General features: G+C 62.2%; 13 protein-coding genes. All 13 read left to right on the top strand.

All coding sequences use genetic code 11. From position 1 onward, the window contains the following. The first annotated feature begins 283 nt into the window (after nucleotides 1–283). The 13 genes from H096_RS22905 to H096_RS22845 all read left to right on the top strand — a co-directional run bounded on the left by H096_RS22905 (nucleotide 284) and on the right by H096_RS22845 (nucleotide 12,691). A complete protein-coding gene (locus H096_RS22905) occupies nucleotides 284–877 on the top strand; it encodes a transposase (protein ID WP_028619777.1) in 594 nt (197 codons plus the stop codon). Between the two features lie 59 nt (nucleotides 878–936). Then, the gene (locus H096_RS22900; protein ID WP_033901610.1) at nucleotides 937–2,520 is read left to right on the top strand and encodes a ShlB/FhaC/HecB family hemolysin secretion/activation protein; all 1,584 of its coding nucleotides are present in this window, start codon (nucleotides 937–939) and stop codon (nucleotides 2,518–2,520) included. 24 nt (nucleotides 2,521–2,544) lie between these two features. After that, entirely contained in the window at nucleotides 2,545–4,344 is a 1,800-nt protein-coding gene (locus H096_RS22895) for a MotA/TolQ/ExbB proton channel family protein (RefSeq protein WP_033901609.1), read from the top strand. A gap of 11 nt (nucleotides 4,345–4,355) precedes the next feature. After that, entirely contained in the window at nucleotides 4,356–4,781 is a 426-nt protein-coding gene (locus tag H096_RS22890; protein ID WP_016980095.1) for a biopolymer transporter ExbD, read from the top strand. Nucleotides 4,782–4,784: 3 nt separating this feature from the next. Then, complete coding sequence (locus H096_RS22885) at nucleotides 4,785–5,489, top strand: energy transducer TonB (RefSeq protein ID WP_033901608.1); 705 nt, start codon at nucleotides 4,785–4,787, stop codon at nucleotides 5,487–5,489. Nucleotides 5,490–5,531: 42 nt separating this feature from the next. Continuing rightward, nucleotides 5,532–7,232, top strand: coding sequence for a putative porin (locus H096_RS22880; protein ID WP_033901607.1), 1,701 nt, complete (start codon nucleotides 5,532–5,534; stop codon nucleotides 7,230–7,232). An 18-nt stretch (nucleotides 7,233–7,250) separates the two neighbouring features. Continuing rightward, entirely contained in the window at nucleotides 7,251–7,877 is a 627-nt protein-coding gene (locus H096_RS22875; protein ID WP_033901606.1) for a hypothetical protein, read from the top strand. Nucleotides 7,878–7,897: 20 nt separating this feature from the next. Next, nucleotides 7,898–8,350, top strand: coding sequence for a YbjN domain-containing protein (locus tag H096_RS22870; RefSeq protein ID WP_080642458.1), 453 nt, complete (start codon nucleotides 7,898–7,900; stop codon nucleotides 8,348–8,350). Next, nucleotides 8,347–9,288 (top strand): peptidylprolyl isomerase, encoded by a 942-nt coding sequence (locus H096_RS22865; RefSeq protein ID WP_033901605.1) that lies wholly within the window; start codon nucleotides 8,347–8,349, stop codon nucleotides 9,286–9,288. Before H096_RS22870 ends, H096_RS22865 begins: the two co-directional genes overlap by 4 nt. Before the next feature lie 51 nt (nucleotides 9,289–9,339). Further along, complete coding sequence (locus H096_RS22860; RefSeq protein WP_033901604.1) at nucleotides 9,340–10,317, top strand: LysR family transcriptional regulator; 978 nt, start codon at nucleotides 9,340–9,342, stop codon at nucleotides 10,315–10,317. 287 nt (nucleotides 10,318–10,604) lie between these two features. After that, nucleotides 10,605–11,159, top strand: a complete 555-nt coding sequence (locus tag H096_RS22855) for a histidine phosphatase family protein (RefSeq protein WP_033901603.1) — start codon at nucleotides 10,605–10,607, stop codon at nucleotides 11,157–11,159. A gap of 45 nt (nucleotides 11,160–11,204) precedes the next feature. Beyond that, entirely contained in the window at nucleotides 11,205–11,960 is a 756-nt protein-coding gene (gene cobF, locus H096_RS22850; protein WP_033901602.1) for a precorrin-6A synthase (deacetylating), read from the top strand. An 11-nt stretch (nucleotides 11,961–11,971) separates the two neighbouring features. Then, a complete protein-coding gene (locus H096_RS22845) occupies nucleotides 11,972–12,691 on the top strand; it encodes an alpha/beta fold hydrolase (RefSeq protein WP_033901601.1) in 720 nt (239 codons plus the stop codon). The last annotated feature ends 1 nt before the right edge of the window (nucleotide 12,692 follow it).

Raw genomic sequence — 12,692 nt, 5'->3', positions numbered from 1 at the left:
GCTTCATGGCGTACGTTTTGAGGGAACAAGTCCATGGTTACTTTTGGGGCTCTTTTCCAAAAGTGACCCGCTGTAAGAGCGGAACCCTAAGTAGCCGTTACCGAAGAAATGGATATGTACACAACCACAAATTGCCCCCCACCCAATCCAAAATGAAGCTTTCATGACAAAAGTTCGGTAGCCCCCGACCACTCCCGTCTCCTCTGTGTAACGCGCTTGAGCCCACCAGAACGTTGGGCTTTTCAGCCGCAAGCAGGATGCCAGGAGTGGGGCGATGGGAACTATGGAACGTTACTCGAAAGTCGGCATGCAGGAGCTCGACCAGCGCCTGTCAAAGATCGTCGAAGCCGCGCGCAAAAAGCCGGTGTCGGTCTATCGCTACGGCGCACCCTGGGTCTGGATCGTCTCCCAGGAAGACTGGCAAGGCGCTCGCAAGGAAGTCTCCAGCTACATCCCGGCGGGCCATTCCCTGGTGCTGCTGCGCCCACAGATCGACGAAGTGCTCGACCAGCACCGTGACTGGCTCACCGCCGAACCCGCGATGTCGATCGCCCCGCACACCGTGCTGCAGATCCTGCTGCTGCAACTGCTGTACTCGGTGCCCAGCGAACAACAGCTGCATGAACAGCTGAACTACAACCTGCTGTTCCGCTGGTTCGTCGGCCTGGACCTCAACCAAAAGGTCTGGAGCATTCACGTACTGACCCGCGACATTGCCACGCTGCTCAACAACCCGCGTGCGGTGCAACTCATCCAGAAAATCATCGGTGACGTGTTTTGTGGCGCCTTGCTGCACATGCCGGAGTTCTCGTTGAACTTCGCCCTGTTGCACACCTGGCTGGCACGCCACGGCAGCACTTCGATCACCAGCAATTGAGCAGGCCGCACGCCGGGCTTCCGGCGACGGCGCAAAAAATCAGACAGTCAGGGGGCGGTGTGGAGCATCTGTTCAAATTAACGTTGGCGCTGTGTTGCGTGACGCTGGGGAGCCTCGCGCAACCGGTGTTGGCCGAGGAGGAAGAGGGCGCGCGTAAGGTCGACGTCAACGAGTACTTCGTGCGCGGCAATACGGTGCTGGATGCGGCGACGATCGAGGAGGCGGTGTATCCGTTCCTGGGGCCGCAAAAGACCTTGGGCGATATCGAAGGCGCGCGCGATGCGTTGCAGAAGATCTACCAGTCGCGTGGCTATCAGTCGGTGTTTGTCGAGTTGCCGGAGCAGAAGGTCGATGACGGTATCGTCTACCTGCAGGTCAGCGAGACCAAGGTCGGGCGTGTGCGCGTGGTCGGTGCCAAGCACTATTCGCCGGTGGAAATCCGCGAGCAGGTGCCGGCCCTGGAGGAGGGCGCGGTGCCGGACTTTGCCACGGTGCAAATCCAGTTGGCGGGCCTCAATCGCGGCGCTGGGCGCCAGGTCACGCCGCTGGTACGCGAGGGCCAACGCCCCGGCACCATGGATGTGGATTTGCAGGTGGAAGACCAGAACCCCTGGCACGCCAGTATTGGCCTGAACAACGACTACAGCGCCGACACCGAAAAGCTGCGCTCGGTGGCGACCCTGGGGTACGACAACCTCTGGCAACTGGGTCATAGCATTTCCCTGACGTACTTCACCGCGCCCCAGGACACCGAGAATGCCAAGGTCTGGTCGGGCTCCTACAGCGCGCCACTGGATGAACGTTGGACCTTGCAGTTCTCCGGTTACCAGTCGGACAGCAACATCGCCACCATCGGCGGCAGCAACGTGTTGGGCAAGGGTCATTCCTACGGTGTATCGGCCATTTACAACCTGCCGGCGGCGGGCAACTGGGCCAACTCGTTCTCGTTTGGCGTGGACTTCAAGGACTTCGACGAACAGATGAAGTTCGGCTCCAGCAGCGATCAGGTGCCCCTCAAATACGCGCCATTCACATTCGGCTACAACGGTTTTCGCTACACCGAACAAGCGCAGTTGGGCCTGGGCTTGAACCTGGTGGTGGGTACTCGCGCGTTTTTCGGCTACGGCAGCGATGCCGAAGAGTTCGAGTACAAACGCTACAAGGCCAGCGCCAGTTTTGCCGTGCTCAAGGGCGACCTGAATTACACCTACACCTTCGCCAACGACTGGCAGTCGGCAACCAAGGGCGGCTTCCAGCTGGCGTCGGGGCCGCTGGTGTCCAACGAGCAGTATTCCGCCGGCGGCGCCACATCGGTGCGCGGTTACCTGGCGGCGGAGCGCACCGGGGATGAGGGGTACTTGCTCTCCCAGGAACTGCGCACGCCGTCCCTGGCCAAGTTCCTTGGCAGTTATGTGCAGGAGTGGCGCTTCTACGCGTTCGCCGAAGGCGCGCGCATGCGCCTGCACGACCCGCTGCCCGAGCAAGAAGACGAATACAGCCTGGCCAGTGTCGGCCTGGGCACCCGCGCCAGTTTGAGCAAATGGTTGTCCGGCAGCCTGGATTGGGGCTACCCGCTGCTCAATGGACCGAACACCCAGAAACAGGACTCGCGACTGCACTTCAGTGTGCAGGCGACTTTCTGACTTTTTCTTCCGGAGACTTCACCCATGCAACGCCTATTCCTGAGCCTGTTGATCTGCCTGGGCTTCACGCTCCCGGCCACCGCCCATGCCTGGTGGCAGGACGACTGGCACTACCGCAAACAGATTTCGGTGGACACCACCGCCCAAGGCGCCGCGATCAACCAGGCCCTGGGCCGTACCGCGCTGCTGGTGCGCCTGCACACCGGCAACTTCACCTTTGATGGGGTCAAGGATGACGGCGCCGACCTGCGTTTTGTGAGTGCCGATGACAAAACCGTGTTCAATCACCAGATCGAGAGCTTCGACCCGTTGATGGGCATGGCACTGATCTGGGTCGATGTGCCCAAGGTCGAAGGCGGTCAGCGCCAGGACCTGTGGATGTACTACGGCAACCAGAAGGCCCCGGCCACCGCCAACGGCCAACTGACCTTCGACCCGAACTACACCGCGCTTTACCATTTTGACGGCGCCAATGGCACACCAGCCCGCGACACCACGGCCTACGCCAACACCGCGTTGAACGCCACCGGTGCGAGCATCGACGGTGTGATCGGCCGGGCCTTGCAGCTCAGTGGTCAACCCCTGATGTTGCCGGCCAGCCCTTCGCTGCAACACGCTGCGGGTGGCGCCTTCACCTTCAGCGCCTGGTTGCGCCTGGACCAGGCCAGTGGCGAACAAGTCGTGCTTGCCCGCCGCGATGGCCCTCATAGCCTGTTGCTCGGTTTGAACCAAGGCATGCCGTTCGTGGAAATCGACGGCCAGCGCGCCGTGTCGAGCCAACCGCTGAACCCCGGCCAATGGCAGCACCTGGCGTTCACCGCCGAGGGTGACAAGGTCTCGCTGTATGTGAATGGCCGTGAAACCGCCATCCTGGCCGTTGCCTTGCCGGCGTTCAATTCTCAGTTGGCCATCGGTGCCGATCTGCCGGAAGCGGGCAGCACGCACTTGCCATTCGCCGGAGCCATCGATGAGCTGCGTCTGTCCAAGGTAGCGCGTCCGGCGGCATTGTTGCTGGCCGATGCCAGCGCCCAGGGCGCCGAGTCGAAACTGGTGGCCTATGGCGTCGATGAAGAACAGTCCGGCTTCGGTTTCGGCAGCCTGGGCTTCTTGCTCAACGCGGTGCCGGTGGATGCCTGGGTGATCATCCTGGTGCTGGTGGCGATGATGTTCCAATCGTGGGTCATCATGCTGCGCAAGAACCGCCAGGTCAGCCGCGTGAGCAGCGCCAACGAGGTGTTCCGCGAGCATTTTGCGCAGATCGGCACGCGCCTGGAGATGTACGCCGACGACGCCCAGTTGGGTGAACGCTTGGCTCATTCTTCGCTGTGGCGCCTGTACCTGGTGGCGGTCAAGGAGATCCGCACCCGCCGTGCCCAGGGCGCGGACACCTCATCGGTCTCGGCCGCGACCATCGAAGCCATCCGCTGCTCCATGGACGGCGTGCGCACCCGCGAAAACCAGGCGCTCAGCTCCAAACTCTCGACCCTGTCCAACGCTATTGCCGGCGGCCCGTACATCGGCCTGCTCGGCACCGTGCTGGGGATCATGGTGGTGTTCCTCGGCACGGCCATGGCCGGTGATGTGAACATCAACGCGATTGCCCCCGGTATGGCGGCGGCGTTGCTGGCCACGGCCATGGGCCTGTTTGTCGCGATCCCGGCGCTGTTTGGTTACAACCGCCTGATCACGCGCAACAAGGAAGTCAGCGCGGACATGCGTGTGTTTGTCGACGAGTTCATCACCCGCCTGGCGGAGATGCACGGCGAGAGCCAGCACAGTGAAGCGGCGCACCGTCGTGACCATCACGCGCCGGTTCCGGCCTGAGGAGAACCGCCATGGCTTCCGTAAATACCTCCCACGACGATGACGATGATGCCGCCGTCGACAGCATCAACATCACGCCTCTGGTGGACGTGCTGATGGTGGTGCTGGTGATGTTTATTCTCACCGCCACCGCCCAGGTCTCGGGTATCCAGATTCACCTGCCCAAGGCCAGCGCCTCGGTGTCGTTGTCGGAGGCCAAGACCAAGGCCATCTCCGTGAATGACGGCGGCCAGGTATTCCTCGACGCCTACCCGGTGACCCTCGGTGAGCTGGAAGAACGCCTGCGCATCGAGAAAGCGCTGAACCCGGACTTCCCGGTGATCGTGCGTGGCGATGCGATGGTGCAGTACCAGAAGGTGATCGAAGTGCTCGACCTGCTGCGTCGACTGGAACTGTCCCAGGTCGGGTTGGTTACCGGCAAACCGAGCCAGGGCTGAGTCATGACTGCACAGATCCCGATTGCGCCCTTGCCCGTGAAAAAGAAGCCGCCGTTGCGCCCATTGAAGTGGGGCGCCGGCCTGTTGCTGGGCGCCGTGGCGGCCTGGTGCTTGTGGCAATGGGCCAATGACATGAGCGGCGTGCGCCGCGAAGCGCCGAAGGTGCCGACGATCATCCCGTTGCCGCCACCACCGCCACCGCCGCCGGAAAAGCCCAAGGAACCTGAGCCCCAGGTCGAAGAAAAAATCCCGGAACCGGTGCCAAGCCCCGAACCCGAGGAGGTCAAGCCGGCCGAGGAAGCGCCGCCTTCGCCTAACGAAGACTTGGCCAACCCGATGCAGATCGACGGCGACGCCCAGTCCGGCAACGACGGTTTCAACATCGGCGCCGGCAAGGGCGGCGGCATGGCCGGCAGTGGCGGCGGCGGGTTGGGGACGGGCACCTACAAGCAGTACCTGGCCGGCACTTATCAGCGGCTGATGCGCGAAGACCCTGAGCTGCGCAAGAAGGCCTTCTCGATACAGATAGACCTGTGGTTGGGCGCCGAGGGCCAGGTCACCAAAGCTTTGGTGGCCAAGTCCAGCGGGGATGCCGAGACCGACGCGCAGATGCTCGCCTTGATCCAGGCACCGCGCGCCACACAGAAGCCGCCGGCGTCGTTGACGCTGCCCATGCGCCTGTCGCTCAAGGGCCGGCGTCCGGATTGAACACACCCTATTTCAACGGTTTTTTACAGGAGTTGCGTACACATGATTTCCCCCGTGAATCGACTGACCCTGGCGGTCGGCATGGTCATCGCGACCCTGGTCGGCCAGGCGGCTGCAGCCCCGGTCGCGCCCTCGGAAAACGTCACCATCAACCTGATCCGCCTGTTGGTGCAGCAAGGCGTGCTGACCCAGGATACCGCCAACGGGCTGATCGCCCAGGCCGAAAAAGAGGCCCAGCAGGCACGCCAGGCCAATGCCGCGCCGGTGGTGGCCGCAGGTCCGGCTGCAGCGCCGGGTGACGTGCGTGTGCAATACGTGCCGCAGGCGGTGAAGGATCAGATCCGCGACCAGGTCAAGGCTGAAGTCATGGCCACCGCCAAGCAGGAAAACTGGGCCCAGCCCAACACCTTCCCGGACTGGGTCTCGCGCATCAGCTTTGACGGTGATATCCGCCTGCGGGACGAGTCGCGTTACTTCTCGGGCAACAACAGCAACGAGATCGTCGACTACGCCAAACTCAATGAAAGCGGCCCGTACGACACCAACAAGGACACCAACACCAAGCTGCCGCCGCTGCTCAACACCACCAAGGACCGCGAAAACCTGTTCCGCCTGCGTGCGCGCCTGGGCATGAAAGCCGTGCTGTCACCCGACTGGACGGCCGGCATCCGTGTGGGCACCGGTTCCGACAACAACCCGGTGTCCACCACCCAGACCCTGGGCGGCGGCTTTGGCAAGAAAGACATCTGGCTCGACCAGGGTTACCTGAGCTGGAAGGCCACCCCGGACGTGACCCTCACCGCCGGGCGTTTCGCCAACCCGTTCTATTCCACGGACATGATGTATTCGGGCGACCTGAACTTCGACGGTATCGCCGCCAATTTCAACCACGCCCTGAACAGCCAGTGGGGCCTGTTCGGCACCTTGGGTGCATTCCCGGTGGAGTACACCTCCGACTCGGCCAGCAGCAACGGCTTCGACAAGGAAGACAGCGAGACCAAGTGGCTGTTTGGCGGGCAGATCGGCGCTAACTGGAAGATCAACCGCGAGAACAGCCTGAAGGGCGCGGTGGCCTACTACCACTTTGACGACATCGAAGGTAAACGCTCCGGCGCCTGCCAGCCGTGGTCCGGGCAGCCGGCGTGTGACAGCGACGGCTCGCGCCTGGCCTTCATGCAGAAGGGCAACAGCGTGTTCCTGCTGCGCGACATCACGCCGAATCCGGCCACTCCGGGCCTGACCCCACAACCGCAGTTTGTCGGCCTGGCATCCAAGTTCGACGTGCTCGACCTGAATCTGGCCTGGGATGCCGAGCTGCCCAGCGATTTCAAGCTGCGCACCCAAGGCAACTTCATCCACAACCTGGCCTACGACAAGGGCGAGATGCTCAAGCGCAGCGAAGGCGAGATCGTCAACAACATCAACAGCAAGGGCCAGTTTGAAAGTGGCGGCAATGCGCTGATGGTCTCGTTCACCCTCGGCAGCGCGCTGGAAATGCGCAAGCGCGGCGATTGGAACGTGTTGGCCGGCTACAAATACATCCAGCCTGACGCATTGCCTGATGGCTTCAACGATTCGTCATTCCACCTGGGCGGCACCAACGCCAAGGGTTATTTCATTGGCGCCAACTACGGCATCGAAAAGAACATCTACGCCAGTGCGCGTTGGTTGAGCGCGTCCGAAGTGTATGGCGCGCCGTTCGAAGTCGATGTGATGCAACTGGAACTCAACACGCGCTTTTGATGCGCACGGAGATGCCACATGAACACGCGAATCTGCGGGCTGTTGTTGCTGCTGGTCACCACCGGCGCGTCGGCTGAAGGCATGGAGGAACGCCTGCGCACGCAACTGCGCAGCACCACCCAGCAATTGCAGGCCCTGCAAAGCGAACAGGCCCAGGCCAGCGCTGCGCGGATTGCGGCGGAAAACCAGGCCAAGCAGGCCCAGGCGCAAATCAAGCAATTGACCGCCGAACTCGCCCAGGCCCGTGGCGTGGCCGAGCAAATGGCCGGTCAGCAACAGAGCCTGCACAGCCAGGCACAGGCCCAGGTGGCGGCCAGCAACGAGCAGATCGGCAAGTTCAAGAAGGCCTATGACGAACTGCTGGTGCTGGCCAAGGGCAAAGAGGCCGAGCGTGCGCGCTTGCAGGCACAACTGAGCGACCGTGACACACAAGTGCAGCAATGTTCAGTCAAGAATCAACAGATGTACGGCGTGGCCCAGCAGTTGCTCGCGGCCTACGAAAAAATCGACGTGGCCGAGGTGATGAGTATTCGCCAGCCCTTCGCCAGCAGCGCGCGGGTCAAGTTCGAGGAACTGGCCCAGGGCTTTGGCGACGATTTGTACAAGAGCCGTTTCGATGCGCCCCAGGCAACCGCCAATCATTGATAGACAGGGAAGAAATCACCATGAGCGAATTGATCACCAGCGTCACCACCCAGAGCCTCACCGAGCTGTTACAGGAAGCCGGTTACCGGGTCAACCAGACTGAACAAAATGGCATCGTGCAATTGCTCAGTGCCAGCCAGGGCATCGGTTTTGCCGTGCGCTTTGGCAACCCGGCGGCGGAGCAGGGTACGTATGTGGATTTCACCTACAGCTGCGCGCTGCGCATCCAGGGCGAATTGCCTGAAGGTCTGGCCCAGGTGTGGAACGCATCGCGACGTTTTGCGCGGTTGTCGGTGCAGGGCGAGTTTTTGTTGATGGAAATGGACGTGGTGGTAGCCGGCGTTGGCGCCACGCACCTGCGCAGCCAGTTGGAGCTGTGGGACCGTCTGTTGCAGGAATTCATCGTTTACCTGCGTGAATACAGCCAGCAGGCCGCGCAGTTGCAGGCTGAAGCCGAGGCGCCGGTATTGTGAAGAAACCAACCCTGATGGTCGGCGCGGGTGCGCTGGCCTTGCTGGTGGTGGCGGTGGGCTTGAGCCTGCGGCCGGGCAGCGACCCGGTGGCGGCGCAGCAACCGACGCCGGTGATCAACCCTGTATCGGCCGGCCCGGCGGTGGCGCGCCTGGGCAATCAGCAGATCGACCTGACGGAACTGAAAACCGTGCTGGCCAGCCTGCCTGCCGAGTCCCGCGAGCAATTGCGCGGCAACCGTGGCGCGTTGGAAACCTGGATTCGTTCACGTTTGGCGCAAAAGGCCGTGCTCGAACAGGCCGACGCCCAAGGCTGGCGCCAGCGCCCGGACGTGGAACAGCAGACCCGCGCCGCCGCCGAGCAAATTGTGTTCCGCGACTACATGCTCTCGGTCAGCCAGGTGCCGGCCGATTACCCCAGCGCGGCGGAGTTGCAGCAGGCCTACGACAGTGGCAAGGCGCAATGGGTGACACCGCCGTTGTACCGGGTGAGCCAGATTTTCCTGGCGACCAATGACCCGCAAACCGTCGACAACGTGCGCCGCCAGGCCCAAGAACTGAGCCGTCGTGCCCAGGCTGCGCCGGGTGATTTCGCCGCCCTGGCCACGCAGTTTTCCCAGGACACCGACTCCGCCGCACGCGGTGGCGACTCGGGCATGCAGCCTTTGCAACAGCTGGTGCCGGAAGTCCGCAGTGTCGTGTCGCGCCTCAAGGTCGGTGCCGTGTCGGACGTGGTGCAGAGCGCGGCGGGGTTTCATGTGCTCAAGCTCACCGGCCAGCAACCGGCGCGTACCGCGACCCTCGACGAACTGCGCGAGCGCCTGACCCAGGCCCTGCGTGCCCAGCGCCAAGAGCAGATCGCCAAGGCCTACCTCGAAGGCATGCTTAACACCGCAACCCTGAGTATCGACGGCGCCGAGTTGAACAAGGTGCTGGAGTAACCCGCGTCAACCCGCATTGGATGCACAGACCAACAAGACAGGGAGTCTCCCATGGCATTTCTAGAACCGTCCGCCCCCCAGGGGCCGTCCTCTTATCGCGTCCCGACCGAGGGGCGCAGTAGCTGGCTGGCCCTGGCCCAGGAGATCGACCCGGAGGTGGCGCGCTACTTTCTGGTGAGTGCGCGCTGCGGCTGCTTCATGCAGGCGGCGCGCAGCCTGAATATCAAGGCAACGCTGTTACGCAAGCGCCTGGCGCAGCTTGAAGAGCATCTGCGGCATTCGCTGTTCAGTTACCAGGGCAGTGGTTTGGTGCTCAGTCGCGATGGCCAGCAGTTGCAGGCCCAATTGATTGCCCTGGCCCATGAACGGCGCTTGCCGGTCACGGAGCAGCCGTTGATTCGGCTGGCAGTGGCCGAGCCGATCCTGCACGACATCCTTGGGCGTGACCTGATCGCCTTGCTGCGGCGCAATGCCAGTGTGCGCCTGGAGATCATTTCCATCGACAGCCAGTTGTCGCTGCAAGCGGTGGATGTGGATGTGGTGCTGTGGCTGTCGGACACCGACGGCCCGGTGCCTGGCCCGAGCTTTGCTACCGAGCCGCCACAGGCCCTGGCGCGCTTGCAGTACTTGCCGCATATCGCCAAGCGTTATTCGCGGTTGACCACACGGCCGGACAGCGTGGAAGACCTTGACGACTACATGCTGGTGCAGTGGCAACCTGATGCGCAGGTGGGCGCGTTGCAGGCATGGAATCAGGTGGTGCAGCAGCGCCTGGCGGCGGTGGTGCAGGTGCACGCGTATTCGTTGATGCTGGAGATGATCCGCTGTGGCGCGTGCATCGGCTTGCTGCCCCATTACATGAGCAGTTTTGACCGGGGCCTGGTGGCGTTGCCGGGGCTGTTGGGCGAGAGCATGCAGCGGCAGGTGTGGCTGGCGGTGAATGCGCAGGTGGGGGATGTGGAGGCAGTGCGGATGATTGTGGAGTTGATCATTGGCACGTTTGAGGGACGACGCGAGTGGTTTGACTGACGGTTTCGATGTCAATCTATACAGACTTCTATTAACCCACCCAATTCTATTGTGGCGAGCGGGCTTGTCCCGCGTTGGGCTGCGCAGCAGCCCCAAAACCCGACGCTGAGTTCTTTCAGGAATACTTCGGTGCCTTCACTGGGGCTGCTGCGCAGCCCAACGCGGGGCAAGCCCGCTCGCCACAAAAAACAACTGTCACAGGTGCTCTATCTGGCACAAGGCGTTGCACCTCAGGGCTAACTGCGCCAGTCTTGGAACCTTATCTTCTTGGTCTCAAGCACTCTGCGATGCACACCACTCGTTTGACGCTCATTTGCCATGCCGTCACGCCTCTGCAAAAACAGGGGCGTTTTCCCGATGACGAGGCAGTGGCGATGGATTGGCAGGGCAAGGCGTTGTCGCTGGCTGATCGCTACAAGAAAACCCGGCGACTGTTATGTGGGCCCGAGGCCAGGGCTCGGCAGACGGCAGGCTTGTTCGGCGCTGACGGGGTGATCGAGGCCGCGTTGCGCGACGCTGATTTCGGGCAGTGGAGGGGCCAGGACATCGGCCAGCTGAAGAGTGACCAGCTGAACACCTGGCTCACCGACGCCACGTGCTCGCCCCACGGTGGCGAGTCGGTGGAGCAGATCTGCCTGCGGGTGGCTGAGTGGATGAAAACCCTCGAATCCCAACCCGGCCATGTCGTGGCCATCACCCATCCCTTCGTGATCCGTGCGGCAATGCTGTACGTCATGGAATTTCCGATCTCGATGTTCTACCTGATTGACGTCGAACCGTTGTCCGCCACTGAGCTGCGCTTCAACGACGTCTGGCGATTGCGCCTGGAAACTCACGCCTAGGCACGTGAACATGGCAAAATCCACGCCCCGCAATGAGAGCAACCCATGAAACGCATCCTGATCATCGGCATTGGCGCCGGCAACCCTGACTACATCACGATGCAGGCCGTGAAGGCGCTCAACCGCACCGACGTGTTTTTCCTGATGGACAAGGGCCAGAGCAAAGACAAGTTGATCGACCTGCGTCGCGAGATCTGCGAGACCTACATCACCGAGCCCGGCTACCGTTTCGTCGAGGCCGATTGCCCCGAGCGTGTGCGCGGCGAGATCGACTACACCACCGCCGTGCAGGACCTCAACCGCGACAAGCAGCAGACCTTCGAACGCATGATCAACGAAGAAATGGCTGACGGTGAAGTGGGAGCTTTCCTCGCCTGGGGTGATCCAGCGCTGTACGACAGCACCATTCGCATCTTGCAGGCGATTCTTGCCAGCGGTCGCAGTGAGTTCGAGTTCGAAGTGATCCCTGGCATCACCAGCGTGCAGGCCCTGGCGGCCCAGCACAAAGTGCCGCTTAACCGTATCGGCAAGTCCATCGAGATCACTACCGGGCGCCGTTTGGCGGCGGGGCAGGCGAGTGATGCCGACACGTTGGTGGTGATGCTCGACGCCGAAGACTCCTACCGCAGCGTGGCGGATCAAGACCTGGACATCTACTGGGGCGCCTACTTGGGCACACCGGACGAGATCCTGATCAGCGGTAAAGTCAGTGAAGTCGCGGCAGAAATCGAACGGGTGCGCAAGGCCGCGCGCCTGGAAAATGGCTGGATCATGGACACTTATCTGTTACGCAAACCTTGAGGTAACGTCCCATGCTCAAACTGTTTGCCCTGGCACTTACCCTCGTGGCCGGCACCGCCCATGCCGACGACACGCTGCACACCGATTTGCCGCTGTCGTATCTGGAACAAACCCAGGGCGACGCGCGCAACCAGCCGCTGGTGATTTTCCTGCACGGGTTTGGCAGCAACGAGGAGGACCTGTTTGGCATCAAGGACGCGCTGCCCTCTACCTGGACGTACCTGTCGGCCCGTGCGCCTATGCCGGTGGACCCGCACGGCTATCGCTGGTTTACCAAGACGCCCGGTGACGGCGATTACGACGGCGAAACCGCCGACCTGCAACGCAGTGCGAAGCTGATCGAAGAGTTTGTCGGCAAAGCCACCGCCAAATATCACACCCAGCCGGATCGAGTGTTCCTGGTGGGTTTTAGCCAGGGCGCGATCATGTCCTACGAGGTGGGCCTGCGCCGGCCGGAGCTGCTGCGTGGCATTGCGGCATTGAGCGGCAGCGTGTTACCGGTGCTCAAGGCTGAGCTGAAGCAGGATGCGTCATTGGGCAAGCTGGCGATCTTTATCGGCCATGGCACCTTGGACCAGGCGCTGCCGTATGCGTCGGGGACGCGGGCCAATGAGGTGCTGACGGGGTTGGGGTTGCAGCCGGAGTTCCATGGGTACCCCGGCATGCCGCATACCATCAGCGAGGCGGAAGTGCAGGACCTGAAAGCCTGGTTGGAAAAGAGCCTGAACTGAC

The organism is Pseudomonas sp. FH1 (assembly GCF_000510895.2).
GTDB lineage: Bacteria > Pseudomonadota > Gammaproteobacteria > Pseudomonadales > Pseudomonadaceae > Aquipseudomonas > Aquipseudomonas azotoformans_A.
This window is presented reverse-complemented; position numbering and strand designations above follow the sequence as displayed.